This is a genomic window from Mycobacterium sp. 4858, from assembly GCF_900240975.1.
Lineage (GTDB): Bacteria > Actinomycetota > Actinomycetes > Mycobacteriales > Mycobacteriaceae > Mycobacterium.
Genome location: NZ_LT968775.1, coordinates 847,636 through 873,957, shown reverse-complemented (window position 1 = coordinate 873,957; position 26,322 = coordinate 847,636). Strand labels below are relative to the sequence as shown.

Sequence of the window (26,322 nt, the reverse complement as noted above, 5' to 3'; positions counted from 1 at the left end):
TCACTCCATCCACACCAACGAGGCCAGCCGCCCCGTCGGTGCGTCCCGGCGATGGCTGAACAGGGCCGGGTCGTCGACCGTGCACCGCGGATCGACGTCGATGGCCGTGACGCCCAAACCCTTTAACTGCCAAGCGATTCCGGCGCGAAGGTCGAGTCCGGGGGTACCGGTCGCGGTGGTGGTGCGGCTGCCGGGCAGCGTGGCCTCCACCTCGTCCGCCATGGCCGCGGGCACCTCGTAGTTGCGCCCGCTGACCGCCGGCCCCAGCAGGGCCGAGATGTCCTCGGCGTGCGCACCCAGGGCGAGCATCGCCTCCACGGTGCGGGCCACCACCCCGACCTGGGCGCCGACGCGACCGGCGTGCACCGCCGCGGCCACACCGGCGCGGGCGTCGGCCAGCAGCACCGGCACGCAGTCGGCGGTCACCACCGCCAGCGCCAGTCGCGGGGTGGTGGTCACCAACGCGTCGGTTTTGTCGACCGCGCCGCCGCGGGGCCCGTCGACCACCTCGACCCGGTCACCGTGGACCTGGTTCATCCACACCACGCGGTCGGGCCCGAGTCCGATCGCGGCGGCGAGCCGGTTGCGGTTGGCGGCCACCGCCGCCGGGTCGTCACCGACGTGGTCGCCCAGGTTGAAGGAGTCGAACGGTGGACCCGAGACACCGCCGGCGCGGGTGGTGGTCACCCGACGGATGCGCACGCTCACTTCTTCAGTATCCGGAGCCCCCCGGCTGCCAGTGGGCAGCGCCATCCGGCTCCTACCTTTCGTGGCCGGTTTGTCGCGCACTGGCAAGCAACTCGAGACCCTCAGCGGCGCATGAACGGCGGCACGTCGACGTCGTCGTCGTCGCCACCGATATTCAGCGTGGCGCCGTTGGTGTGGACCGGCACACTGACTGCGTCGACGGGTTCGAACAGCGTCGACGTGAGCTTGCCGGCCTTCGCGGATTCGATGCGATGCGCCCCACCCTTTTCGGCGGCACTGTCCCCGGTGACCGGTCTGCGGCCGGGGCCGGCCGCGCTGAAGCCCGCGGCGATGACGGTGACGCGCACCTCGTCGCCCAGCGAGTCGTCGATGACGGTGCCGAAGATGATGTTGGCGTCCTGGTGGGCGGCGTCCTGTACCAACGAGGCCGCCTCGTTGATCTCGAACAGGCCCAGGTCGCTGCCGCCGGCGATCGACATCAGCACGCCCTGGGCGCCCTCCATCGACTGCTCCAGGAGCGGTGAGTTGATGGCGATCTCGGCGGCCTTGAGCGACCGGCCCTCGCCGCGGGCCGACCCGATGCCCATCAGGGCCGTGCCGGCACCGGACATGATGCCCTTGACGTCGGCGAAGTCGACGTTGATCAGGCCGGGCGTGGTGATCAGGTCGGTGATGCCCTGCACACCGTTGAGCAGCACCTCGTCGGCGCTGCGGAATGCGTCCATCAGCGACACCGCGGCGTCGCCCATCTGCAGCAGCCGGTCGTTGGGGATGACGATCAAGGTGTCGCAGCTCTCCCGCAACGTGTTGATGCCGCCTTCGGCCTGCGAGCCGCGGCGCTTGCCCTCGAAGGAGAACGGCCGGGTGACCACGCCGACGGTCAGCGCGCCCAGCTTGCGGGCGATGCTGGCGACCACCGGCGCGCCGCCGGTACCCGTCCCGCCGCCCTCGCCGGCGGTGACGAACACCATGTCCGCACCGCGCAGCAGCTCCTCGATCTCGTCCTTGGCGTCCTCGGCGGCCTTGCGGCCGACCTCCGGGTCGGCGCCGGCGCCCAGCCCGCGGGTGGAGTCGCGGCCGACGTCGAGTTTGACGTCGGCATCGCTCATCAACAGCGCCTGCGCGTCGGTGTTGATCGCGATGAACTCCACGCCCTTGAGGCCCTGCTCGATCATTCGGTTGACGGCGTTGACACCGCCGCCACCGATGCCGACGACCTTGATCACGGCCAGGTAGTTATGCGGGGGGGTCATCATTCGGTTTCCTCCCTGATGGGCTCAAGTTCCTCGCGACGGGATTCCTCCCGCGTGTGCGGCCCGCCCTGGCAAACCCTCAACCTCAACCATAGAGTTAGAGTTATGTCAAGTAGTTCCGCGCAACCAGAACGGTATGGGCATGGCGCGCCCTAACCTCGCAGGCGCGCCGACGCGCGGCTCGCAAATTTTTTCTGTTGCCGCCGTCACACTGTCGGGCGGGCGTTCCTACTTCACCGTGGGCAGGTCGGGGCTGGACACGTCGTAGGTCCGCCCCGGCTGCGTCAGCAGCGCGGCCAGCTTCTCCGCCTTCTCGTCGGTGCGATCGGTCGTCCCCCAGATCACCACGCGACCGTCGCCCAACGTGAGCGTGATCGAGGCCACCGAGGGTGCCGCGATCCGGCCCACCTGGCCCGCGACCTCGGGCCGCAGCGCGGTCAGCACCTGCAGCGCCGCCTTGGTCGCCGGGTCGTTGGGACCGGGATTGGCGACGTCGAGGTACGGCAGCGCCGGCGGCGGCGGCCCGGTCGCGAAATCGACGCCGTCGCGGTCGAAGAGGTGCGGGCCGTCCGGAAAGTCCTTCACCGCCACCGGAATTCGCTCGACGATCGTGATCCGCAGCGCCGAGGGGTACTGACGCTGCACTCGCGCGCTGGCCACCCGACGGATCGCCGCCACCCGGTCGGCGACCTGGTTGGTGTTGATCTGCAACAGTGGCGTCCCGGGCCGTACCTGCGCCGCGTCCAGCACTTCCTCCCGGGTCACCTCACCGGTGCCGACCACGACGATGTTGCGGGCCGACATCGCCGGGGTGAAATAGAGGATCAGCGCGAGCCCGACGCCCAGGACGACCAGCAGCACCGTCACCAGCAGCATCTTCAGGCCGCGAACCACGCCGCGGGCGACGGGTTTGGGCTCGTCGACCGGGCGTCCGCTGGCCCGGCGTTTGGCCTCGCGGCGCGCTTCCTCGATGGCGGTGGCGCGCGCTTGCGCGGCGCGGCGTTCCGCTCGTTCGCGGCGTGCCCGCCGACGCGGCCCCTCGAATTCGTCCGGTTCCGCCGACGTTTCGGCCTCGGGTCCTCCGACGAACAGCGGCTCGGTCAGGTCTTCTCCGGCCGCGTCGGCGCCGGTCGGTTCGCCGACCACCGGCGTCGCGTCGTTCGGCTGGGTCATTGGAGGACTCCCGGGCGCCCGGGCGCGCTGCGGTTGTCCCGGATGCGCAGCGCGGTCACGATCTCCGGCCCCAGCAGGGTCACGTCGCCCGCGCCCATCGTGACGATGACGTCACCGGGGCCGGCGACCGCGGCCACCTGCTCGGCGACCGCGGAGAAGTCGGGCAGGTAGCGCACCGGCACGGTGACGTGCTCGGCGACGCTGGCGCCGCTGACGCCGGCCAGCGGTTGCTCGCGCGCGCCGTAGACGTCGAGGACGAAGACCTCGTCGGCGGCGTCGAGCGCGCGACCGAACTCCACGGCGAATTCCTTTGTGCGCGAATATAAATGGGGCTGGAACACGACCAGGCTGCGACCGCCGCCGCTCTGTTCGAGCACGGTGCGGACGGCGGCCAGCGTGGCGCTGATCTCGGTGGGATGGTGGGCGTAGTCGTCGAAGACACGCACGGACCCGGCGTTGCCGACCAGTTCGAACCGCCGGCGCACCCCCTCGAAGCCGGCCAGGCCGTCGAGCACCCGGTCGACCGGGGCGCCGATCTCGAGCGCGGCCAGCAGCGCGCCCAGCGCATTGAGCGCCATGTGCCGGCCGGGCACCGACAGCCGCATCACGCGGGGATGCTGTTCGCCCGCCAGCTGGATGTGCGCGACCGCTTCGGTGCCCTGCTGCTCCCAGGACAACAGGGTGGCCGCGAGCTCGGGCTGCGGCGGGGATCCGCAGCGCAGCACCCGGATTCCCAGCTCGGCGGTGCGCTCCGCCAGCGCGGCCGCGCCCGGGTCATCGACGCACACCACCAGCGCTCCCCCGGGGGCCAGTCGCTCGACGAAGGCGTCGAACACCCCGACGTAGGCGTCGGCACTGCCGTAGAAGTCCAGGTGATCGGTTTCGATGTTGGTGACCACCGCGACGTTGGGCGTGTATTCCAGCAGCGAGCCGTCGCTTTCGTCGGCCTCGGCGACGAAGCAGTTGCCGCTGCCGTGATGGGCGTTGGTTCCGGCCTCCCCCATTTCGCCCCCGACCGCGAAGGACGGGTCGCGCCCGCAGTGCTGCAGCGCGACGATCAACATCGACGTCGTCGTCGTCTTGCCGTGTGTGCCGGTGACCATCAGCGTGGTGCGCCCGGCCATCAGACTGGCCAGCACCGCCGGCCGCAGGATCACCGGGATGCCGCGCCGCCGGGCTTCGACGAGCTCGGGGTTGGTCTTCGGGATGGCCGCGTGGGTGGTGATGACCGCGGTCGGGCCGTCGGGCAGCAGGTCGAGCGACGACGCGTCGTGGCCGATGCGGATCGACGCGCCCCGGGCCCGCAGCGCGTGGATGCCGCGCGACTCCTTGGCGTCGGACCCGGACACCAGCGCGCCGCGGTCCAGCAGGATGCGGGCGATGCCGGACATGCCGGCTCCCCCGATGCCCACCATGTGCACCCTGTGCAGCTCGGGGGGCAACTCGGGCGGCGGCGGCTGCCCGGCGTTCACCGTCGCCCTCCCGCCGCTGCCTTCCTGGCGATGTCGAGCGCCGCCTGGGCCACCTGGCGCGCTGCGTCGGGATGCCCCACCTGCGCGGCGGCCGTCGTCATCGCGGCCAACCGCAGCGGGTCGTTGAGCAGCCCGGCCACCTCGCGGGCCACCAGCTCCGGCGTCAGGGCCGCGTCGGCGACCACCATGCCGCCGCCGGCGTTGACCACCGGCAGCGCGTTGAGCCGCTGCTCGCCGTTGCCGATCGGCAGCGGCACGTAGATGGCGGGCAAGCCGACCGCCGAGACCTCGGCGACGGTCATGGCGCCCGACCGGCAGATCGCCAGGTCGGCCGCGGCGTAGGCCAGATCCATCCGGTCGAGGTAGGGCACCGCCACGTAGGGCGGATCACCCGGCCGGCGCTCCGGCAGTTCCAGGGTGTTTTTCGGTCCGTGTGCGTGCAGCACCGACACGCCCGCGGCCGCCAGGTCGGCCGCGGCGCCGGACACGGCCCGGTTCAGCGACACGGCGCCCTGCGAGCCGCCGAACACCAGCAACACCCGCGCGTCGTCGGCGAACCCGAAGTGCCTGCGCGCCTCGGCGCGCAGCGCCGCGCGGTCCAGCGAGGTGATGGCCTCCCGCACCGGGATCCCGACCACCTCGGCGCGCGGCAGCCCGCAATCGGGCACCGCCGACAGCACCCGGTCGGCGCGGCGGGCGCCGATTCGGTTGGCCAGCCCGGCGCTGGCGTTTGCTTCGTGGATCAGCACCGGGACGCGCCGCCTGCGGCTGAGCCCGCCGGGTATACCGCGGGCGGCCAGGTACGCCGGCAGCGCCACGTATCCGCCGAATCCGATGACGACGTCGGCGTCCACCGCGTCGAGCACCGCGCGGGTCTCGCGGACCGCGCGCCAGACCCGCGGGGGCAGCCGCGCCAGGTCGCCGCTGGGCTTACGCGGCAGCGGGACGGGCGTGATCAGCTCGAGGTGGTAGCCGCGCTGCGGCACCAGCCGGGTCTCCAGCCCCCGGTGGGTGCCCAGCGCGGTGATGCGCACCTGCGGGTCGAGCGCGCTGAGCGCGTCGGCCACGGCCATCGCGGGCTCGACGTGGCCGGCGGTGCCCCCGCCGGCCAGCACCACCGACAGGGGCTTAAAAGCCGACAACGCGGCACCGGCGGGCTGGGGACTTGTCCCCCGCCCGCCGGTCGGCTTGCTGACCGTGTCGTTCACCCGTAACGCTGACCTTCCAGTGCGCGAGCGCGTCGTGCCTGACGCTGGCCGGCTCCCCGACTGGCGGAGCGTTGGCCAGATCCATGATGCACCGCCCTGCGGGCCGGGCGGGCGCCTGTGCGGGAGAACGCCGGCCGCAGCGGTTCCTCAGCCTTGTGCGGGGCCTTGCGGTAGGCCTTCTGGGAGGCCTTCTGCGAGGGCTTCTGGGAGGCCTTCTGCGAGGGCTTCCGGGCCGGCGCCTGGGCGGCCTTGCGCGTGCCGGTGCGGGACGGGGCGCCGTTGGCCGGCGGCTTGCCGCCGCGTTTGCGGTCGCGGAACGACTCGAGCCGGGTCGGCACGTACGGCTGGGGCAGTGGCAATCGCAAGAACCGGTTCACCTTGTCGTCGCGGCCGGCGCGCAGGGCGGCCACCGCCTCGGGTTCGTGCCGGGCCGCGTTGGCCATGATGCCGATCATGAAAAGCGTTGCCGCCGTGGAGGTGCCACCCGCCGAAATCAGCGGCAGCTGAATCCCGGTGACCGGCAGGATCCCGATCACGTAGCCGATGTTGATGAACGCCTGACCCAGCACCCACATCGTGGTGGTGGCGGTCAGCAGCCGCAGGAACGGGTCGGCCGACCGCCGCGCGATGCGCATCCCGGTATAGGCGAACAGCCCGAACAGGACCAGCAGCCCGAAGGCGCCGACGAAGCCCAGCTCCTCGCCGATGATCGCGAAGATGAAGTCGTTGTGGGCGTTGGGCAGGTAGTTCCACTTGGCGACGCCCTGCCCCAGGCCGTCGCCGAAGATGCCGCCGTGCGCCAGGGCGAACTTCGCCTGACGCGCTTGGTAACCGGTGTCCATGGGGTCGTTCTCGGGGTTCATCCACGACTTCACCCGGTCGGAGCGGTAGCCCGCCGACATGGCCAGCACGGCGCCGGCCATGAAGACCGCCAGCAGCGAGGTGGCGAAGACGCGCAGCGGCAGCCCGGCGTACCACAACAGCGCCAGCAGGATGATGCCCAGCGACACCGTCTGCCCCAGGTCGGGCTGCGCCACGATCAGCGCCAGCGCGATGACCGCGGCCGGCACCAGCGGGATCAGCATCTCGCGCAGCGAGGCCCGCTCCAGCCGGCGGGCCGCCAGCAGGTGCGCGCCCCAGATGGCGAAGGCGATCTTGGCCAGCTCGGACGGCTGCATCGAGAAGCCGGCGATGACGAACCACTTCCGGGAGCCGTTGGCCAGGTTGCCGATGCCGGGCACCAGCACGAGCACCAGCAGGATGACGGTGACGACGTAACCGGTGAACGCGACGCGGCGGATGAACCGCACCGACATCCGCAGCGACGCGTAGCAGGCGATCAGGCCGATCACCGTCCACAAAACCTGCTTGCCGAAGATCACCCAGGCCGACCCGTCGGCGTCGTAGGACCGCACTCCCGACGCCGAGAGCACCATGATCAAACCGAGCGTCGTCAGCAGCCCGGCCACCGCGATGATCAGGTGAAACGAGGTCATGGGCCGGCTCAGCCAGGCGCCGAACCGGTTCCGCCCCTCGCCGGCGAGCCGGGCTTTAGCCGCCGGCTTGGCCTCCGAGCTGCCGGCGGAGCTCACCGGGGCGGTCGCGGCGTCGGCCTCCCCCGGCTCGTCCGCTGTGGCGTCAGAGGTCTCCGCGGCGGCGGTGTCTGAAGTGTCTTTGCCCCGGCGTCTCAGCCGGGTCAGTGGGTTACCCACGCCCGCCTACCGGATGGCCGCGCGGACGGCGGCAGCGAAGGCGTCGCCGCGGGCGGCGTACCCGGTGAACTGGTCGAACGACGCACCGGCCGGAGCCAGCAACACCGTGTCGCCGGGCCGTGCCAGGTCGCGGGCCGCGGCCACCGCCGCCTCCATGACCGAAGCGCCGACATCCGGGCCCGAATGTTTCACTTCTGTCACATTTGCACCACTAGCCACAGCCGTCGCATTCATATCAGCATCCTCGCCTGTCACAACCTGGACGACGGGGACATCCGGCGCGTGTCGCGATAACGCCTCTGCAACCTCTTGGCGATCTCGGCCGATGAGCACCGCGCCGACCAGCCGGGGGGCGATCCTGGCGACCTCGGCGTCCACCGATGCGCCCTTGAGCAGACCGCCGGCCACCCACACCACGCGCGGGTAGGCCAGCACGGACGCCTCGGCGGCGTGCGGGTTGGTGGCCTTGGAGTCGTCGACGTAGGTGATGCCGTCGGCGACCGCGACGACCTCCGCCCGGTGCCGGCCCACCCGGAAGGAGGCGATCGCCTCCGCGATCGGCTCGGCGGGCACGCCGACGCTGCGGGCCAGCGCCGCCGCGGCCAGGGCGTCCAGGATGCCGACGGGCCCCGGCACCGGGATCGAGTCGACCGGCAGCAGCCGGAGGTCGTCGGCGAAGGCGCGGTCGATCAAGTGGCCGTCCCGCACGCCCAGTTCGCCCGCCGCCGGTGCGCCGAGCCGGAATCCGACGCGCAGCGGCGCCGCGGCGGTCTCGAGCAGCGCGGCCGCCCGGGCGTCGTCCAGCCCCACCACCGCCACCCGGCCGTCGAGCACCCGCGCCTTGGCGGCGGTGTACTCGGCCATGGTGGAGTGCCAATCCAGGTGGTCCTCGGCGATGTTGAGGACGACGCCCGCGTAGGGGCGCACCGACGGGGCCCAGTGCAGCTGGAAGCTGGACAGCTCGACGGCCAGCAGATCGGCCGGCGCCTGCAGGACGTCCAGGACCGGATCGCCGATGTTGCCGCACAACACGCTGCGCCGGCCCGCGGCGGTCAGCATGGCGTGCAGCATCGACGTCGTGGTCGTCTTGCCGTTCGTGCCGGTCACCACCAGCCAGCGGCGCGGTGGCCCGTAGTGGCCCGCGGCGTCGAGCCGCCAGGCCAGCTCCACGTCGCCCCAGATGGGCACGCCCGCCGTCGCGGCGGCGGCCAGCAGTGGCGTGTCCGGCGAGAACCCGGGACTGGTGACCACCAGGGCGTACTCGGCAAGGCGCTGCGCGGACGTCGACGTCGCCACCGTCGCCACGCCGCTCTCGGCGTAGCGCCGCAGCGTGGCGGGATCGTCGTCGCACAGGGTCGGCGCGGCGCCGAACCGGGCCAGGGCCGCCAGCACCGCCTTGCCGGTCACGCCGCCGCCGGCCACCAGCACCGGCGCGCCCGGCACCAGGGGCTCGAGCCCGGCCACGTCAGGCACCGATCGCGCCCAGCCACTCACCGTAGAAAAGGGCCACGCCCAGACCGCAGGTGATGGCCGTGAGGAGCCAGAAGCGGATGATCACCGTGGTTTCGGCCCAGCCGGCCAACTCGAAATGGTGGTGAAAGGGCGCCATCCGGAACACCCGGCGCCCGGTGGTCCGGAAGGCCAGGATCTGCAGCACCACGGAGGTGACCTCGGCGACGAACAGCGACCCCAGCACCACGGCGAGGATCTCGGTGCGGCTGGTGACCGACAGGCCCGCGATGATGCCGCCCAGCGCCAGTGATCCGGTGTCGCCCATGAAAATCTTTGCGGGAGCGGCATTCCACCACAGGAAGCCGATGCAGGCGCCCGCGGTGGCGGCCGCGACGAGCGCCAGGTCCAGCGGGTCGCGCACGTTGTAGCAGCCCAGGCCCGGCGCGGTGACGCAGGCGTTGCGGTACTGCCAGAAGGTGATCAACACGTAGGCGGCGGTGACCATCGCCATGCAGCCGGCCGCCAGCCCGTCCAGCCCGTCGGTGAAGTTGACCGCATTGGACCAGGCGCTGACCACCACCACGCAGAACAACACGAACAACCCGGGAGCCAAAGTGACGGTGGCGATCTCGCGCACATAGGACAGGTCCGAGCTGGCCGGCGTCAACCCGCTGCCGTTGCGGAACTGCAGCACGAGCACCCCGAACAGCACCGCGGCACAGATCTGCCCGACGGTCTTGGCCGTCTTGTTCAGCCCGAGATTGCGCGACCTGCGAACCTTGATCAGGTCGTCGAGGAAGCCGACGCCGCCGAGCACGGTGGCCAAGCCCAGCACCAACAGACCCGACGCGGAAACGCCCTCGCCGTCGAACGCCAGCCCGGCCAGGTGCGTCCCCAGGTATCCCGCCCAGATGCCGGCCAGGATCGCCACCCCGCCCATCGACGGCGTGCCGCGTTTGGCGTGATGGCTGGGCGGACCGTCCTCACGCGTGTGATGGCCGAAGCCCTGCCGGGTGAACAGCCGAATCAGCGCCGGGGTCAACAGGATTGACACGGCGAGCGCGACGGCCACCGCGATGAGGATCTGCCTCACTGGGCCGCTCCCTGGTCGCTCCGTCGTGACGACCCGCTTCGCCCGGCTTCGCCGCCCTCGCGATCGTCACAGGCCAGGGCGTCGGCCAGCGCGCCCAGACCGGCGGCGTTGGAGGCCTTGACGAGGACCACGTCGCCGGGCCGGAGTTCGGCCCGCAACAACGCCAGGGCGGCCTCCGCGTCGGGCACGTTGACGGCGCCCCGGTCATCCCCGGCTCCCCACGCGCCCTCCATGACCGCTCCGTGGTGCATGGCGCTCATCGACCTCCCACTTCCCACGACGACAAGTCGAGACACATCTAAGCGCACCGCCAGCCTCCCGACGCGATCGTGCTCGGCCACCGCGTCCTCGCCGAGCTCGGCCATTTCGCCCAGCACCGCCCAACTCCTGCGCTTTTCGGCGCCGGGCTCGCGGCCGTGGGCGATCCAGGCCAGCGCCTGCAGCCCGGCCCGCATCGAGTCGGGGTTGGCGTTGTAGGCGTCATCGATCACCGTTACCCCGTCCGCGCGGGTCGTCACGTGCATCCGGTGCCGCGACACCGGCCCGGCCTGGGCCAGGGCGGCGCCGATCTGCTCGACGGTCGCGCCGCATTGCAGCGCGACGGCGCTCGCGCACAGCGCGTTGGTGACCTGATGGTCGCCGTAGACGCCCAGCTGAACCTCGACCGCGCTGTTCATCGCGTGCAGGGTAAAGCGCGGCCTGGCCAGTTCGTCCAGCGACACTCCGTCCGCCCAGACGTCGCTGGGCCCGGAGTCGGTGTGGCTGAACCGGCTGACGCGTACCACGCGAGCGTCGGTGACGCGGGCCATCGCCGCGACGGCCGGGTCGTCGGCGTTCAGGATCACCACCCCTGACGGCGGAACAGCTTGGGGCAGTTCGGATTTGGTGCGCGCAATGGCTTCCCGCGACCCGAACTCGCCCAGGTGCGCGGTGCCGACGTTGAGGACCACCCCGATCGCCGGCGGGGCGATATCGGCAAGCGCGGCGATGTTGCCGGGATGGCGCGCCGACATCTCGAGGACGAGGTAGTCGGTGTCCCGCGTCGCGCGCAACACCGTCCAGGGATGCCCCAGCTCGTTGTTGAACGATCCGGGCGGGGCCACCACCTCACCCAGCGGCTCGAGCACGGCCTTGACGAGGTCCTTGGTCGAGGTCTTTCCCGACGAGCCGGTGATCCCGACGATGGTCAACCCGCCGGCCACCAGCTCCGCGGCCGCCGCCTTGGCCAGCTTGGCCAGCGCGGCCAGCACCGCCGCACCCGAACCGTCGGAGTCGTGTTCGAGCACACCGGCCAGGCCACCGTCGCGGCGACGGGATTGCGGGGGCACCACGATGGCCGGCACCCCCACCGGCCGGGCGGCCAGCACGGCCACCGCGCCGGCCGCTACCGCCGACTTCGCGTAGTCATGCCCGTCGGCGTGCGCGCCCGGCAGCGCGAGGAACAGCCCGCCGGGGCCGACCGCGCGCGAGTCGAATTCGACGGTGCCGGTGACGCGCAGCGCGGCGGCGGCCTCCGGCGAGATGTCGGCCAGCGTGCCGCCGACGATGTCGGCGATCTGCGCGACCGTCAGGTCGATCATGACCCGGCCCTCAGGGCGTTCAGCGCGTCGGTCAACTCCACCCGGTCGTCGAACGGGCGGGTCTCCGTGGCGCCGCGCTGTCCGGTCTCGTGCCCCTTGCCGGCGATCAGCACCGTGTCCCCGGGTCGCGCCCACCCGGCGGCATGCCGGATGGCCGCACGCCGGTCGCCGATCTCGACGACCTCGGCGGCACCCCCGGCCGCCCCGGCCAGGATCTCGCGGCGGATGGCGGCGGGGTCCTCGCTGCGCGGGTTGTCGTCGGTGACGACCACCAGGTCGGCGAGCTCGGCGGCGATCTCACCCATCGGCCTCCGCTTGCCCGGGTCGCGGTCACCGCCCGCGCCGAAGACCACCGCCAACCGCCCACCGGGGCGCCGCAGGGTGGCCAGTACGGCGCGGAGCGCTTCGGGCTTGTGGGCGTAGTCGACCAGCGCGAGGAAATCCTGGCCACAGTCGATCTCTTCCAGGCGGCCGGGCACCCGGGTCGCCAGCAGCCCCGGCGCCGCCTGTTCCGGCGATACCCCCACCGCGTCCAAAATAGCCAGTGCGACAAGGCAATTGGCGACATTGTAATGGCCCGGCAGCCGAATGCCGACCCGATGGCGCACGCCGGCGGGGTCGATCGCGGTGAACTGCTGTCCCCCGGCGCCCATCGGAAGCACGTCCACGGCGCGCCAGTCCGCGGGCCGGCCGGCGGCGCTGACCGTGATCGCGGCGGCTCCACCCTTCATGGCCCTCACGGCCATGGCGCCCCCGGGGTCGTCGTCGACGCAGACCACGACCCGGCGCGCCCGCAGCGGTGACGCGGGATCGAACAACTTCGCCTTGGCCTCGAAATAGTCGGCCATGGTGGGGTGAAAGTCGAGGTGATCACGCGACAGGTTGGTGAAAGCGCCCACCGCGAATCCGGTGCCGTCTACCCGGCCCAGCGCCAGCGCGTGGCTGGACACCTCCATGACGACGGTGTCCACCCCGCGCTCGGCCATCGCGGCGAACATCGCCTGCAGCGCGGGAGCCTCCGGGGTGGTCAGCGCGCTGGGAACGTCGGCGCCGTCGATGCGGATGCCAATGGTGCCGATCAGGCCGGCCGTCCGGCCGGCGGCGCGCAGGCCGGATTCGACCAGATACGTCGTCGTGGTCTTGCCGGAGGTGCCGGTGATCCCGACGACCGTCACCCGCTCCGACGGGTTGCCGTACACCGTGGCGGCCAGGGCACCGAGCACGGTGCGGGGCGCCGGGTGCACCAGCGTCGGCACGGTCGGGGCGGACGCGCCCATTTCCGCCACCCCGGCGGCATCGGTGAGCACCGCGACGGCGCCGCGCTCGATCGCCTCGGCCGCGAACCGGGCCCCGTGCGTCGTCGCGCCGGGTAATGCGGCGAACAAGTCGCCGGGCCGGATGTCCTGGGCGCGCAGCGCCACACCGATGACGGCCACGTCGGGCACGGCGGTGCCGCGGTCCGCGAGTACCGCCCCGACCTGGGCCGCGAGCGCGGGCAGGCGCGATCCCGCGCCCGCGCTGGGCCGCAAACCAGTGGGCACCGGCACCACCTGTTCACACCTCCTGCACACGCCGCGTGATCCTCATGATCGGCCATGACACCCTACCGAGAGGCACCCGCCACCGCGGTGCGCTCGTCAATCGAGTGTGCGTTGAGGGCCTTCAGTGTGCGTTGAAGGCGTGATTCGGGCCCGGATGCCGCCCTGAGCGCACACGCAACGCCGTCACCGCACGATCGGCGACCCGCCAGACCGCTAGGTGGCCTGCAGCGTCAGCGGCGGACCGGGATCGGGCGACAGCGGCACGTTCTCGCGCTGCATGAGCCAGCCGGCGATGTTGTGGAACAGCGGGGCGGCCGAGTGGCCCGGCGTACCGTCCGCGTTGCGCTCCGGGTTGTCCATCATGATGCCGATGACGTAGCGCGGGTTGTCGACCGTGGCCATTCCCGCGAAGGTGATCCAGTAGACGTTGTCGAAGTAGCAGCCGCACGCCGGGTTGATCTGCTGAGCGGTGCCCGTCTTGCCGGCCATCTGGTAGCCCGTCACCGCGGCGGCGGGCCCGGTGCCTTGCTGGTAGCCCATCGGGTCGCGTTGCACCACCGCGCGCAGCATGTTCCGCACGGTCTGGGCCGTCTGCGGCGAAACCACTCGCACGCCTTCGGGACGCGGTTCTTCCGTGCGGGTCCCGTCGGGCGAGATGGTGGCCTTGACGATCCGCGGCGGAATGCGCACCCCGTCGTTGGCGATGGTCTGGTACATGCCGGCCATCTGCAGCAGCGTCATCGAAAGGCCCTGGCCGATTGGCAGGTTCGAGAACGTGCTGCCCGACCACTGGTCGATGGGCGGCACCAGCCCGGCGCTCTCACCGGGCAGCCCGACGTTCGTGCGTTGCCCCAGGCCGAATTTGCGGACCATGTCGTAGAACCGCTCCGGGCCGACGCGCTGGGCGAGCATCAAAGTGCCGACGTTGGAGGACTTTCCGAACACACCGGTGGTGGTGTAGGGCATGACGCCGTGGTCCCACGCGTCGTGGATGGACACCCCGCCCATCTGGATGGTCCCGGGCACCTGCAGCACCTCGTCGGGATTGGACAAGCCGTACTCGATCACCGAGGACGCGGTGATGACCTTGTTCACCGAGCCGGGTTCGAACGGCGACGACACCGCCAGGTTGCCCAGTTGTTTGTCGCCCTGACGCCCGATGTCCTGGGACGGGTCGAACGTGTTGTCGTTGGCCATGGCCAGCACTTCGCCGGTCTTCGAATCCAGCACGACGGCCGAAACGTTGTGCGCGCCCGAGAGATTCTTGGCCTGCTGGACCTGCTGTTGCACGTAGAACTGGATGTCGTCGTCGAGGGTCAGCTGGACCATCGAACCGTTGACCGCCCGGTGCCGGTTGCGGTAACTGCCGGGAATGACGACGCCGTCCGATCCACGATCGTAGGTGACCGAGCCGTCGGTTCCGGACAGCACCGAATCCAGCGACTCCTCCAGCCCCAGCAGCCCGTGACCGTCCCAGTCGATGCCGCCGACGATGTTGGCCGCCAACGACCCGCCCGGGTACTGCCGCAGATCCTGCCGCTCCGAGCCGACTTCGGGGTATTTATCGGAGATCGCGCTGGCGACAGCGGGGTCGACTGCGCGGGCCAGATAAACGAAGTTCTCGTCGCTCTGCAACTTCTTCAGCACGGTCGCCGAATCCGGCTTGTTGCCCAGCCGGGTGGCGACCTCCTTGGCGATGTCCCGCAGCCGCTGCTGCGGATCGGGGGCCGCCGAGTTCTTGTTCTTGGCCTCGTCCAGCTGCTTGCGAATTCGCTTGGGCTGGAACGTCAACGCGCGCGACTCGGTGGTGAACGCCAGCTGATCCTTGTTGCGGTCGACGATGCTGCCGCGCACCGCCTTTTCGACGTCGGTGACCTTGAGCTGGCCCGCGGCCTGGGCACGCAGCGAGGGCGCGTTGGTGACCTGCAGGACGAACAACTGGGCCGCCGCCACCACGATCAAGACCCCGATGGCTGCGTTTCCCGCCCGGTGGCGGAACACGAACGACGCGCCGCGGCTGCCCGCCTGCACGAGCTGCCGGGTGCGCCGCTCCCGCGCCGAGTGCCCGGCCCCGTCCTGCCGGTCGGCCGGCCCCGCTTTCCCGGTGGCCTTGCCCTCCTTGGCTCTCCAAACCCTCTTCGGCTCGCGGACGTCCTGGGCCTGCTGCTTCGCCCGCCGTTTCGGCTGACGAATCCCCTTGGCCTCCTGGGCTTTACGAGGACCGCGGGTGGGCTGCGATCGCCGGGCGCGGATGGAGTCGCCGGGGCTCACCGGGGCGCTCCCGGCATCGCGACGGGCCCGGGCGCCGCGGGCTGCGGCACCAGCACCGGGGCGGCGGGGACAACCCCTTGTGGGGGGGGCCGGGCGGGGGGGGGCGGACCGGGCGGGCCGCCCGGGGGGAGCGCCCCCGGGGGGGGCGGCGGCGGGGGCGGGGGCCCCGCCGACGGCGCGGGCAGCCCCGGTACCGGCACCCCCGATGCGGGCAGCGCACGGGGCCCCGTCGCGCCGGCGGGCGCCCCCGGCGTGCCCGGCAGCTGGGGACCCGCCGGTGCCAGGTGCTGGCCACCCAGCGTCGACGCTCCGTCCGGTGCGCGCAACAGGGCCTCGGGCCCGGACCGCGCCGGCGGGGCCGCCACGGGGTCGGGCTGCAGCCGAACGGGGACCTCCGCGGGCGGCGCCGGCGGCGCCGGGGGCTGCGGCGGACCCTGTTCGGGGAGCTTGCTGTTCAACGGTGGCGGCGGCACCCCGTCCGCCGGCTTGGGCGTGCCGACCACCACCCAGTTCCCCGACGGGTCCTGCACCAGGTGCGCGGTGTCCCGCGTCGGGATCATCCCCAGCTTGCGGGCCGCCTCCGCCAGCGCCGGCGCGGATTCCGCTTCGCGCACATCGCGTTCCAGCGCCTCCTTCTGCTGTTGCAGCAGCCGGGTCCTCTCGCGCGCGTGACTCAACTTGTAGGAGCGCTCGGCGGAGTCCGTGGACAACCACAGCGTCAGACCAAGCCCGAGACCGAGCGCGCCGATGACCAACACGACGAACGGGACCTTGCTCGCGAGGGTGCGGGGACGCAGATCGATCGCGGCCAGCCGGGCCGCCAGCCGCTCACTCAGGCGAGGGCGAACAACCTTGGGGGCCTTGGCTTTCCGCGCCTTGGCCCGCGCCTTGGCCTGACTGGTGCTCTTGGGCCGCGCCGGCCGCTCGACCGGCCGGGCGATGGGGCTGGTGTGCGGTCCGGACTTGGGCGCGCGGCTCTCGCGGGTGGGCGCCGAGCTCCGCCCGGGCCGGGTGCGGCGGGCCGGGCCCGGATCGGCCGTCGAACGCCTGCTCCGCCGGGCGGAACCGTCGCGCCCGCCGCGGCGATTCGGCGTTTCGCGCTTTGCTTTCATGCCTGGCCCTTCCCGGTTGCCTGCTCGATCCGTTCGACAGCTCGTAGTCGCACCGCGGCGCTGCGCGGATTGCGTTCCACCTCATCGGCATCCGCGCGTTCGGCGCCGTGCGTCAGGGACCGGAACCGTGGCTCGTGGCCGGGCAGTTCGACCGGCAGGTCCACCGGTGTGCGGGAGGCGACCGCGTCGGCGAACAACCGCTTGACGATTCGGTCTTCCAGCGACTGGTAAGCCAGCACCACCATGCGCCCGCCGACGGTGAGCGCCTCCAGCCCGGCCGGGATCGCGCTGCGCAGCGAGTTCAGCTCGTCGTTGACGGCGATCCGCAGGGCCTGGAAGGTCCGCTTGGCCGGATGCCCCCCGGTGCGCCGGGCCGGGGCCGGAATCGCCTGGTAGAGCAGGGCTACCAGCTCCGCGGTCGACGTGAACGGTGCGCGGGCGCGCTGGCGCACGATCTGCGCCGCGATGCGGCGCGCGAACCGCTCTTCACCGTAGCGATGCAGGATGTCCGCCAAAGCCGCTTCGTCGTAGGTGTTGAGGATCTCCGCCGCCGTCAACGGCGACTCCGGATCCATCCGCATGTCCAGCGGCGCGTCCTGAGCGTAGGCGAAGCCCCGCTCGGCGCGGTCGAGCTGCATGGAGGACACCCCGAGGTCGAACAGCATCCCGTCGACCGATTCGGCCGTGCGGTAACCGGATTCGGTCAGAGCCGCGGCGAGGCCGTCGTAGCGGGTGTGCACCAGGGTGACCCGGTCGGCGAACGGTGCCAACCGGTCCCCGGCGATGTCCAGCGCGCTGGGATCGCGGTCGAGTCCGATCAGCCGCAACCCCGGCAGGTCGGTCAGGAACCGTTCGGCGTGCCCGCCCGCGCCGAGGGTGGCGTCGAGGAGGACCGCGCCCGAACCGTCGGCGTGGTGGCGGGTCAGCGCGGGGGTGAGCAGTTCGACGCAGCGGTGCAGCAGGACGGGCACATGTCCGAAGTTCGCTGAATCGTCAACCACGGCAACACCTCCCCGGGTCGGGCGAGACGCCCCTGACCCCTCGGCGGCCAGGAGGGCCGGCGCCCTTGCATCGAGGTCCCTGTCCGAAGGCACGAACCTGGCGTTGGGGAAGTACGCCAGGGTCGGTTCGGGCAGAGGCCACGTTGCACGGGCATGCGCCTCAGATGATGTCGCCGAGTGCTTCATCGCTGGCCGCGGAGAAGTTCTCTTCGTGGGTCTGCTGGTAGTCCTGCCATGCTTGCGCATCCCAGATCTCCAGGTAGTCGACCGCTCCGATCACCACGCAATCCTTGGAGAGGTTCGCGTAGCGGCGGTGATCGGCCGACAACGTGATGCGTCCCTGCGCGTCGGGATGCTGCTCGTCCGTGCCGGCGGCGAGGTTGCGCAGGAATGCACGGGCGTCGGGGTTGCTGCGCGACGCCTTGCTCGCCCGGCGCGCGAGCTGCTCGAATTCACCCCGCGGATAGACGGCGAGGCTGTGGTCTTGGCTCTTGGTGACCATCAACCCCCCTGCCAGCGCATCGCGGAACTTGGCGGGCAACGTGAGCCGCCCCTTGTCGTCGAGTTTGGGCGTGTAGGTGCCGAGAAACACCAGCTCACCTCCCCGCTCGGGGTCACCCAAACACTGCAGCCACCATACCCCACAATCCCCCACTTCGCCCCATTCCGACAGTGTGGTGGCGCAGTTTTCCGGGTTATCCGCCACCCGGGGCCACTCAAGCCATCGGGTCGCGGCTTTGGCGGTTACTCACGGCGCCCCCACAAGCAAGAAAAAAGCTGCCTCTTATAAACATCTCCGAGCCCCCGACTCTTTTACACATCTCCGCGCCCACGAGACGGGCTCCTATCTCGTAAAATCCAATCCGTGGCGGGGGCCGGTGGGGCTCGAATCCTGCCCCAAAGCTCGGTTAAGGCTCGGTTCGGCGTCGAAACGGCATCGACGGTTCGGCGATGGCGGGCCGGTCGGTATCTGGCTGCGACGATGGCGGCACCGGGCCGGTACGGACATGAAAACGGGGTAGCCGATGGCTACCCCGATGCGTCGGCGATGCCGTTAGTCGTCGAAGCGACGCCGGAAGCGGTCTTCCATGCGACTGGTGAAAGAACCTCCGCCACCCTTGGTGCGGCGCTGGCGCAACGACCCGGGCGCCGAGCCGGGGTGGTCGGGCCGGCCGGACAACCGGGGACCGGTGATGGCGAACACCACGCCACCGAACATCACGATGAATCCGAAGACACTGAGAATCGGGAAGTTTCCGATCATGGTGGCCTTGAAGGCCACGCCGGAGACCAGCATTGCCAGGCCGATAACGAACAACGCCGCGCCCTGCAGGCGGCGGCGCGCGGTGGGTGCACGGAACCCTCCGCCGCGGACACTCGACGCGAATTTGGGATCTTCGGCGTAGAGAGCGCTCTCGATCTGATCGAGCATCCGCTGCTCATGATCGGAGAGTGGCATTCGTCCCTCCTTGCCGACAGTCTGGCGCGTAACTATCGATAGCACGCGGATGCCCGTTGCGCGGGCAACTAATTGAAATGATACGAGGTCAATCTGCGCCATACCACTGGTTCGGTCGCGATTCTATCCCGGCCGCGGCCGGGGGCCCATCCGAGCCGGAACGGCCGTGCGCTACAACCGGCTTCCCCGCCCGCGGTGGTTCGCCGCTTCGATGCCGCAACCGCTCGCCAATCGGCCTCCCCCGGGGCCGATAATGGCGGTGGCGAAGCGGGCCGGACGAACGGTCGCAGGACGAGGAGGACACCGCGAGTTGGCGATATTCCTCATCGATCTCCCGCCCACCGACATGGAGCGCCGTCTCGGCGACGCCCTCAAGGTGTACGTCGACGCGATGCGCTACCCGCGGGGCACCGAAAACCAGCGGGCCGCGATGTGGCTCGAGCACATCCGCCGTCGCGGCTGGCGCGGCGTGGGTGTGGTGGAGACCGAAGCGGCCGAGCCGGCCGGCGGCGCGGACGCACCGCTCCCGCCCGCCACCGAGCTGAGTAACGCGCCGCTGCTCGGCGTCGCCTACGGCTACCCGGGGGCGCCCGGCCAGTGGTGGCAGCAGCAGGTCATCCTCGGCCTGCAACGCGGTGGCCTGCCGCCGCAGGAGATCGCCGGCCTGATGAACAGCTACTTCGAGTTGACCGAGCTGCACATCCATCCGCGCGCGCAGGGCCGTGGCCTGGGTGAGGCGCTGGCCCGGCGGCTCCTCGCCGGCCGGGCCGAAGAGAACGTCCTGCTGTCCACGCCGGAGACCAACGGTGAGCTCAACCGAGCCTGGCGGCTGTACCGGCGGCTGGGGTTCACCGACGTGATCCGCCGCTATCACTTCGCGGGTGACCCGCGGGCCTTCGCGATCCTGGGCCGCAAGCTACCGCTGTGACCGCCGGCCGCCAGGCGCGTCCGGGCAGACCCGCCGAAGCGGCAGGCCGGATCTGGCACGATGACCTGGTGCGCGCCAGCCCTGCCCCGTCCCGGCCCCGAGGATTCACCGCGCGGCGGCGCCGCCTGGTAGCCATCGCGATGCTGCTCATGCTGGTGCCGCTGGCCACGGGGTGCCTGCGGGTCAGGGCGTCGCTCACCATTTCGCCCGACGATCTGGTGTCCGGCGAGATCGTCGCCGCCGCTAAACCCAAGACGCCCAAGGACACCGGCCCTCAGCTGGACAGCAACAACCTGCCGTTCAGCCAGAAGGTGGCGGTGTCGAACTACGACAGCGACGGCTACGTGGGGTCACAGGCGGTGTTCTCCGATCTGACCTTTGCCGAACTGCCGCAGCTGGCCAACCTGAACTCCGACGCGCAGGGCGTCAACCTGTCGCTGCGCCGCAACGGCAACCTGGTGATCCTCGAGGGCCGCGCCGACCTCACGTCGCTCACCGATTCCGAAGCCGACGTCGAGCTGACCGTCGCCTTTCCCGGCGTGGTGACTTCCACCAACGGCGACCGGGTCGAGTCCACGGTGGTGTCCTGGAAGCTCAAACCCGGCGTCGTGAGCACCATGACCGCCCAGGCCCGCTACACCGACCCGAACACCCGCTCCTTCACCGGGGCGGGCGTGTGGTTGGGCATCGCGTCCTTTGCCGCCGCCGGCGTCGTCGCGCTGCTGGCCTGGATGAACCGCGACCGCTCGCCGCGGGTGACCGCCCCCCGCGACCAGCCGCCCAGCTAGCCCTGCTGCGCGGGTGACCAGTACGCCAGCATCTCCGCGAACGTCTGGAAAGCGGGCGCCGACACCCCGTAGGTCGCCTCGAGGTGGATGCTCAGCGGGAAGCCCAGCTCGGCGACCCCGTCGATCACGCTTTTGTACAGGTCGACCATGAGCCGACGCTTCTGCGGCGGTTCGCTGCCGGCCAATCGCCTGACGAACTCCTGCTCGGCGGCCACCGCCGCGTTACCCGGGTCCTGAATCAGCCAGTTGATCAGGCCGACCCGGCTCTCCATCTGCGGGACGAAGCCGAACGACAGCAGGATCTCCGGCCGGTGGTCGGTGCTCTCGGCGAACTCGCGCAGGAACCCCACGATCGCGTCGGAGTACAACAGCTGGGTCATACCGTAGGTGGCGCCCTGGTCGCATTTGAAGTTGAACCGGCCGTGTTCCCCCTCACGGGTGGGGATCAGGATCACGCCGCGGTTGGGCACCAACTCGCGATAGATCGACAGCGCGTCGGTCGGCGCGACGCCGGACCCCTCGCCGTCGTTCATGGTGCGCGGCACGCCGACGAAGACCACGCCCTCCATCCCGGCCTCGCGCAGATCGGTGAGCCGCTTGCGCAACGTCGGCTCGTCCGAGAAGGCGGTGACCTGGGTGCACAGCCCGTGCATTCCCGCCAGCTCGGGCTTGACGATCGACCAGAAGTCCAGGACGTCCAGCTTGGGTTTCATCGCAATGGGACGGTCGTCGTCCTCGGCGATGATGCCCGGAATCATCACGTGCCGGAGCCGGCCGACAAGACCGTATTCCGCCGAGAACTGCACCACCTTTCGCGCGTCTTCGAGCGCCCGCTCCCGGCCTTCATCGGCGTTGGGTGGCACCAGCTCGAGCGCAATGGTGTTGAGTGTCACGCGCCTTCTCTCCATCCGACGAATGTTTGGGGCGTCTCCCGGCCGCAGCAGCGGGCGGCCCCGACACCCCCGCCAGCATAGGCGTGGGGGTGCCGCCCCCCTTGCGGCGGAATAGTAAGGCAGTCGAAGCAACCGCTGCCGCCCGCCCTCCCCGTGTGGCAACGACCTCCGGCGCTGCGCCGAATACACTGGTCGGGCCTGCCATACACCGGAGCCACGTCGAGGAAAGGGGCGCCGCGCTGAGCCCGAAAGCCCCAGCAGCAGCGGCAACCGTCGAGTTGACCGGCGCGATCACCGATCGACTGCGGCGGTACCTGCACGACCGGCGCGCCGACACCGCCCACATCGGCGGCGACTACGAGGTATTGGTCGCCGCCCTCGAGGATTTCACGCTCAATGGGGGCAAACGGCTGCGGCCCGCCTTCGCCTACTGGGGCTGGCGCGCCGTAGCGACCGAAGAGCCCACTTCCGAAGTGCTGCTGCTGTTTTCCGCGCTGGAGTTGCTGCACGCCTGCGCGCTGGTGCACGACGATGTGATCGACGACTCGTCCACCCGCCGCGGCCGGCCGACGGCTCACGTCAAGTTCGCCGAGCTGCACCGCGACCGGCGGTGGCGAGGCTCGCCGGAGCGATTCGGCATCTCGGCCGCCATCCTGCTCGGTGACCTCGCGCTGTCCTGGGCCGACGACATCGTCTTTCGCGCTGACCTGACCCCCGAGGCCGCGCGGCGCGTCCAGCGGGTGTGGGCCGCAATCCGCACCGAGGTGCTGGGCGGTCAATACCTGGACATCGTCGCCGAAGCCAGCGCCGCCGAATCGATCGCGTCGGCGATGAACGTCGACACCTACAAGACCGCCTGTTACACGGTGTCGCGACCGCTGCAATTGGGGGCGGCCGCCGCCGCCGACCGACCCGACGTGCAGGACGTGTTCGGCCGGTTCGGGACGGACCTCGGGGTGGCGTTCCAGCTGCGCGACGACGTACTGGGGGTGTTCGGGGACCCGGACGTGACCGGCAAGCCGTCGGGTGACGACCTGCGGTCGGGCAAGCGCACCGTGCTGCTGGCCGAGGCGCTGGAGCTGGCGGACAAGTCAGATCCGTTGGGCGCCAAGCTGTTACGCGACTCGATCGGGGCGCAGCTGACCGACGCGGAGGTGGACCGGCTGCGGGCGGTCATCGAGTCCGTGGGGGCCCTGGCCGCAGCCGAACGGCGCATCGCCGAGTTGACCCGGCGGGCGCTGGACGTGTTGGCGGCCGCGCCCATCGACCCGGCGGCCAAGACGGGGCTTTCCGAGTTGGCCCGCATGGCCACCGACCGGTCCGCCTGAGCCGATGACGACCCCGACGCACATCCCGCCGTCCGACATCCCGGGAACGGAACCGGCTGGCGGCGGGCGGTTTTCGCGCCTGCGCGCGTTCGCCACCGGCGAGCAGTCCGCGCCGGCGAAGCTCGGCATGCTCGGTTCGTTACTGATCACCGTGGGCGGCCTGGGGGCGGGCAGCATCCGGCAACACGACCCGCTCTTGGAGTCGATCCACATGTCGTGGCTGCGATTCGGCCATGGCCTGGTGCTGTCGTCCGTGGTCTTGTGGACGGGTGTCGGCCTCATGCTGATCGCCTGGCTGGGGCTGGGCCGGCGCGTACTGGCCGGCGAGATGACCGAGTTCACGATGAAGGCCACCACCGGCTTCTGGCTGGCGCCGTTGCTGCTGTCGGTGCCCGTCTTCAGCCGGGACACGTATTCCTACCTGGCCCAGGGCGCGCTGCTACGCGACGGCCTCGATCCCTATGCGGTCGGCCCGGTCGCCAACCCGAACAGCCTGCTGGACAACGTCAGTCCCATCTGGACGATCACCACCGCCCCCTATGGCCCGGCGTTCATCTTGGTGGCGAAGTTCGTCACCATGGCCGTCGGCAACAACGTGGTGGCCGGGACGGCGCTGCTACGGCTGTGCATGCTTCCGGGACTGGCGCTGCTGATCTGGGCCACCCCACGATTGACCCGCCACCTCGGCACCGACGGCCCGACGGCGTTGTGGGTCTGCGTTCTCAACCCGCTGGTGCTCATCCATCTGATGGGCGGGGTGCACAACGAGATGCTCATGGTGGGGCTGATGGCCGCCGGCATCGCGCTGAGTTTCGCCGGCCGCCACGTCCTGGGCACTTCGTTGATCACCGTGGCGATCGCGGTCAAGGCGACCGCCGGCATCGCCCTGCCGTTCATGGTCTGGGTGTGGACGCGGCATCTGCGTGACCGCCGCGGGTACCGGCCGGCCTGGGCGTTCGTGGCGGCCACGGCGATGTCGCTGCTGATCTTCGCCGTCGTGTTCGGGATCCTGTCGGCCGTGGCACACGTGGGCCTGGGATGGCTGACGGCGCTGGCCGGGTCGGTGAAGATCATCAACTGGCTCACGGTGCCGACCGCGGCCGCCAACCTCATCCACGCCGTGTTCAGCGGGGTTTTCGCGGTGCACTTCTACCCGCTGCTGCGGATCACCCGGCTCGTCGGCATCGCGACCATCGCGGTGTCGCTGCCGCTGTTGTGGTGGCGGTTCCGGCGCGACGACCGGGCCGCGCTGACCGGCATCGCGGTCTCGATGCTGGTCGTGGTGCTGTTCGTCCCCGCGGCGTTGCCGTGGTATTACTCCTGGCCGCTGGCGGTGGCGGCCCCGCTCGCGCAGTCACGACGGGCGATCGCGATCATCGCCGGCCTGTCCACGTGGGTGATGGTGATCTTCAAACCCGACGGCTCGCACGGGATGTACTCATGGCTGCACGTCTCGCTGGCCACCGCCTGCGCGCTGGTCGCCTGGTACACCCTCTACCGTGCCCCCGACCATCGGACCGACAACCGGTCCGATCAGGCCCGCGAAGACGAAGTCACCGCTCAGTAAGCCATGGCCTGCGCCCGGCGCACCACTTCGCGGGCCTGGTGCGCGTGTAGCGCGTCGACGGGGCGGGCGTTGCTGATGGCATCCCGGCTGCCGTCGTGGGTGATGGTCAACGACGGGTCGGGGGTGAACAGCCACCGCACGATCTCGGTTTCGTGGTAGCCGCCGTCGTGCAGGATCGTCAACAGTCCTGGCAGGCTCTTGACCACCTCACCGGACTTGGTGAAGAACACCTGCGGCACCACCACGCCGCCGTCCCGCTTCACCGCGACCAGGTGACCCTCGCGGAGTTGCTGCTGGACCTTGCTGACCGAAATCCTGAGCAATTCGGCCACCCGCGGCAGGTCGTAGGTTGGCTCGTCGGGATCCAAAACGTCGTCGCCGGCAGGAATGCTGCTCACGGCGCCAGTGTAGGCCTTGCCACGCGGATCGAACCGGTGTTTTCCGGCCAATCGGGGGCCGCACCTACGATGGCCCCGTGGCCGAAGCTGAACCGCCCGGCGCTGCCCCGGGACGCCCCGGCCCGCATCGCCGCCGGATCGACACCGCGACGGGAGACCCCTTGGAGGGCGCGTTGCTGGATGGCCGATACCTGGTGCAGTCCAGGATCGCCAGCGGCGGAACGTCGACGGTGTACCGCGGTCTGGACACCCGGCTCGACCGGCCGGTGGCGGTGAAGGTGATGGATTCCCGCTACGCGGGCGACGACCAGTTCTTGACCCGGTTTCAGCGCGAGGCCCGCGCGGTCGCCAGGCTCAAGGACCCGGGCCTGGTCGCGGTCTACGACCAGGGTTTGGACGCCCGCCACCCCTTCCTGGTGATGGAGCTGATCGAGGGCGGGACGCTGCGCGAGCTGCTGGCCGAGCGCGGGCCGATGCCGCCCTATGCCGCGGCCGCGGTGCTGCGCCCGGTGCTGGGTGGCCTCGCGGCGGCGCACCGGGCCGGTCTGGTCCATCGCGACGTCAAGCCGGAGAACGTGCTGATCTCCGACGACGGCGACGTGAAGATCGCCGATTTCGGCTTGGTCCGCGCCGTTGCGGCCGCTGGAATCACCTCCACCAGCGTCATTTTGGGGACCGCGGCCTACCTCTCACCCGAGCAGGTGCGCCACGGCGACGCCAGTCCCCGCGGCGACGTGTACTCCACCGGGATCCTCACCTACGAGTTGCTCACCGGCCGAACACCGTTCACCGGCGACTCGCCGCTGTCGATCGCCTACCAGCGACTGGACACCGACGTGCCGCCGCCCAGCGCCCAGATCGACGGTGTGCCCCCGCAGTTCGACGAGTTCGTGGAGCGCGCGACCGCGCGCGACCCCGCCGACCGGTACGCCGACGCGATCGAAATGGGCGCCGAACTCGACGCGATCACCGAAGAGCTTGGGCTGCCGGACTTTCGGGTCCCGGCGCCGCGCAACTCGGCGCAGCACCGCTCGGCGGCGCTGCAGCGTGGCGGCACGAGCCAGCACCCCTTCGCGCCGGCACGGCCCGAACCACCCGCGGCCGCCCCGGTCCGCCAGCCCACCCGCCAGTTGACCCGCGGCCCCGGGGACTGGTCAGAGCCTGACCAACGCCCACACTCCGACGACGAGCCCGACGAGTACGACTACCAGCCCGTCACAGGGGAATTCGCGGGCATTCCGATCAGTGAATTCGCGTTCGCCCGGCAGCACGGCCGGCGCATGGTGCTGATCTGGGTGGCGGTGGTGCTGGCGCTGACCGGGCTGGTCGCCACCGCGGCGTGGACGATCGGGAGCAACCTGAACGGTCTGGTGGCCGGGCAGGGC

The 26,322-nt window shown here is 70.9% G+C and carries 21 protein-coding genes and 1 pseudogene; 5 read left to right on the top strand and 17 right to left on the bottom strand.

Features of this window, described 5'->3' with window-relative positions; translation table 11 throughout:
• The 15 genes from pgeF to C1737_RS04005 form a co-directional block, all read right to left on the bottom strand.
• Window positions 1–708, bottom strand: a complete 708-nt coding sequence (gene pgeF, locus C1737_RS04080; protein WP_199182775.1) for a peptidoglycan editing factor PgeF — start codon at window positions 706–708, stop codon at window positions 1–3.
• Window positions 709–809: 101 nt separating this feature from the next.
• The gene (gene ftsZ, locus C1737_RS04075) at window positions 810–1,961 is read right to left on the bottom strand and encodes a cell division protein FtsZ (RefSeq protein ID WP_067919435.1); all 1,152 of its coding nucleotides are present in this window, start codon (window positions 1,959–1,961) and stop codon (window positions 810–812) included.
• A 228-nt stretch (window positions 1,962–2,189) separates the two neighbouring features.
• Entirely contained in the window at window positions 2,190–3,134 is a 945-nt protein-coding gene (locus C1737_RS04065) for a cell division protein FtsQ/DivIB (RefSeq protein ID WP_067919437.1), read from the bottom strand.
• Complete coding sequence (murC, locus tag C1737_RS04060) at window positions 3,131–4,549, bottom strand: UDP-N-acetylmuramate--L-alanine ligase (RefSeq protein ID WP_199182805.1); 1,419 nt, start codon at window positions 4,547–4,549, stop codon at window positions 3,131–3,133. Before murC ends, C1737_RS04065 begins: the two co-directional genes overlap by 4 nt.
• Before the next feature lie 53 nt (window positions 4,550–4,602).
• A complete protein-coding gene (gene murG / locus C1737_RS04055; RefSeq protein ID WP_102417301.1) occupies window positions 4,603–5,814 on the bottom strand; it encodes an undecaprenyldiphospho-muramoylpentapeptide beta-N-acetylglucosaminyltransferase in 1,212 nt (403 codons plus the stop codon).
• Window positions 5,811–7,526: a putative lipid II flippase FtsW gene (gene ftsW, locus C1737_RS04050; RefSeq protein ID WP_102417300.1), complete on the bottom strand. Its 1,716-nt coding sequence runs from the start codon at window positions 7,524–7,526 to the stop codon at window positions 5,811–5,813. Before ftsW ends, murG begins: the two co-directional genes overlap by 4 nt.
• A gap of 6 nt (window positions 7,527–7,532) precedes the next feature.
• A complete protein-coding gene (gene murD / locus C1737_RS04045) occupies window positions 7,533–8,990 on the bottom strand; it encodes a UDP-N-acetylmuramoyl-L-alanine--D-glutamate ligase (RefSeq protein WP_233214695.1) in 1,458 nt (485 codons plus the stop codon).
• A gap of 1 nt (window position 8,991) precedes the next feature.
• Window positions 8,992–10,071 carry a phospho-N-acetylmuramoyl-pentapeptide-transferase gene (gene mraY, locus C1737_RS04040; protein WP_067924772.1) on the bottom strand — a complete coding sequence of 360 codons (1,080 nt, stop codon included), beginning with the start codon at window positions 10,069–10,071 and terminating at the stop codon, window positions 8,992–8,994.
• Window positions 10,068–11,651 carry a UDP-N-acetylmuramoyl-tripeptide--D-alanyl-D-alanine ligase gene (murF, locus tag C1737_RS04035; RefSeq protein ID WP_067924775.1) on the bottom strand — a complete coding sequence of 528 codons (1,584 nt, stop codon included), beginning with the start codon at window positions 11,649–11,651 and terminating at the stop codon, window positions 10,068–10,070. The genes mraY and murF overlap by 4 nt, the downstream gene beginning before the upstream one ends.
• The gene (locus C1737_RS04030; RefSeq protein ID WP_199182773.1) at window positions 11,648–13,201 is read right to left on the bottom strand and encodes a UDP-N-acetylmuramoyl-L-alanyl-D-glutamate--2,6-diaminopimelate ligase; all 1,554 of its coding nucleotides are present in this window, start codon (window positions 13,199–13,201) and stop codon (window positions 11,648–11,650) included. Before C1737_RS04030 ends, murF begins: the two co-directional genes overlap by 4 nt.
• A gap of 204 nt (window positions 13,202–13,405) precedes the next feature.
• Window positions 13,406–15,463 (bottom strand): penicillin-binding protein 2, encoded by a 2,058-nt coding sequence (locus tag C1737_RS04025; protein WP_102417299.1) that lies wholly within the window; start codon window positions 15,461–15,463, stop codon window positions 13,406–13,408.
• Window positions 15,460–16,575, bottom strand: coding sequence for a hypothetical protein (locus C1737_RS04020; RefSeq protein ID WP_102417298.1), 1,116 nt, complete (start codon window positions 16,573–16,575; stop codon window positions 15,460–15,462). Before C1737_RS04020 ends, C1737_RS04025 begins: the two co-directional genes overlap by 4 nt.
• A complete protein-coding gene (gene rsmH, locus C1737_RS04015; protein ID WP_102417297.1) occupies window positions 16,572–17,762 on the bottom strand; it encodes a 16S rRNA (cytosine(1402)-N(4))-methyltransferase RsmH in 1,191 nt (396 codons plus the stop codon). Before rsmH ends, C1737_RS04020 begins: the two co-directional genes overlap by 4 nt.
• A complete protein-coding gene (gene mraZ, locus C1737_RS04010) occupies window positions 17,737–18,168 on the bottom strand; it encodes a division/cell wall cluster transcriptional repressor MraZ (protein ID WP_007170790.1) in 432 nt (143 codons plus the stop codon). The genes rsmH and mraZ overlap by 26 nt, the downstream gene beginning before the upstream one ends.
• A 462-nt stretch (window positions 18,169–18,630) precedes the next feature.
• Window positions 18,631–19,035 carry a DUF3040 domain-containing protein gene (locus C1737_RS04005; RefSeq protein WP_067919829.1) on the bottom strand — a complete coding sequence of 135 codons (405 nt, stop codon included), beginning with the start codon at window positions 19,033–19,035 and terminating at the stop codon, window positions 18,631–18,633.
• A 310-nt stretch (window positions 19,036–19,345) separates the two neighbouring features.
• Here C1737_RS04005 and C1737_RS04000 point away from each other — a divergent pair, with 310 nt between their 5' ends.
• On the top strand, window positions 19,346–19,963 hold the full coding sequence (locus C1737_RS04000) for an N-acetyltransferase (RefSeq protein WP_067919828.1): 618 nt from the start codon (window positions 19,346–19,348) through the stop codon (window positions 19,961–19,963).
• Window positions 19,964–20,103: 140 nt separating this feature from the next.
• Window positions 20,104–20,751 (top strand): DUF3153 domain-containing protein, encoded by a 648-nt coding sequence (locus C1737_RS03995; RefSeq protein ID WP_067919833.1) that lies wholly within the window; start codon window positions 20,104–20,106, stop codon window positions 20,749–20,751.
• On the opposite strand, the gene C1737_RS03990 is transcribed toward C1737_RS03995, so the two are convergent.
• Window positions 20,748–21,644 carry a mycobacterial-type methylenetetrahydrofolate reductase gene (locus tag C1737_RS03990; RefSeq protein WP_067919827.1) on the bottom strand — a complete coding sequence of 299 codons (897 nt, stop codon included), beginning with the start codon at window positions 21,642–21,644 and terminating at the stop codon, window positions 20,748–20,750. The genes C1737_RS03995 and C1737_RS03990 overlap by 4 nt on opposite strands.
• Window positions 21,645–21,922: 278 nt before the next feature.
• Between C1737_RS03990 and idsA2 the strand changes: the two genes are divergently transcribed.
• On the top strand, window positions 21,923–22,972 hold the full coding sequence (gene idsA2, locus C1737_RS03985; RefSeq protein WP_102417296.1) for a bifunctional (2E,6E)-farnesyl/geranyl diphosphate synthase: 1,050 nt from the start codon (window positions 21,923–21,925) through the stop codon (window positions 22,970–22,972).
• Window positions 22,973–22,976: 4 nt separating this feature from the next.
• Window positions 22,977–24,539, top strand: coding sequence for an alpha-(1->6)-mannopyranosyltransferase A (locus C1737_RS03980; RefSeq protein ID WP_067919820.1), 1,563 nt, complete (start codon window positions 22,977–22,979; stop codon window positions 24,537–24,539).
• Here the strand turns inward: C1737_RS03980 and C1737_RS03975 are convergent.
• A complete protein-coding gene (locus C1737_RS03975; RefSeq protein WP_067919831.1) occupies window positions 24,533–24,937 on the bottom strand; it encodes an Rv2175c family DNA-binding protein in 405 nt (134 codons plus the stop codon). The genes C1737_RS03980 and C1737_RS03975 overlap by 7 nt on opposite strands.
• Before the next feature lie 137 nt (window positions 24,938–25,074).
• Between C1737_RS03975 and C1737_RS03970 the strand changes: the two are divergent.
• A pseudogene (locus C1737_RS03970) lies at window positions 25,075–26,310 on the top strand (protein kinase); the annotation flags it as partial.
• Window positions 26,311–26,322: the final 12 nt, after the last annotated feature.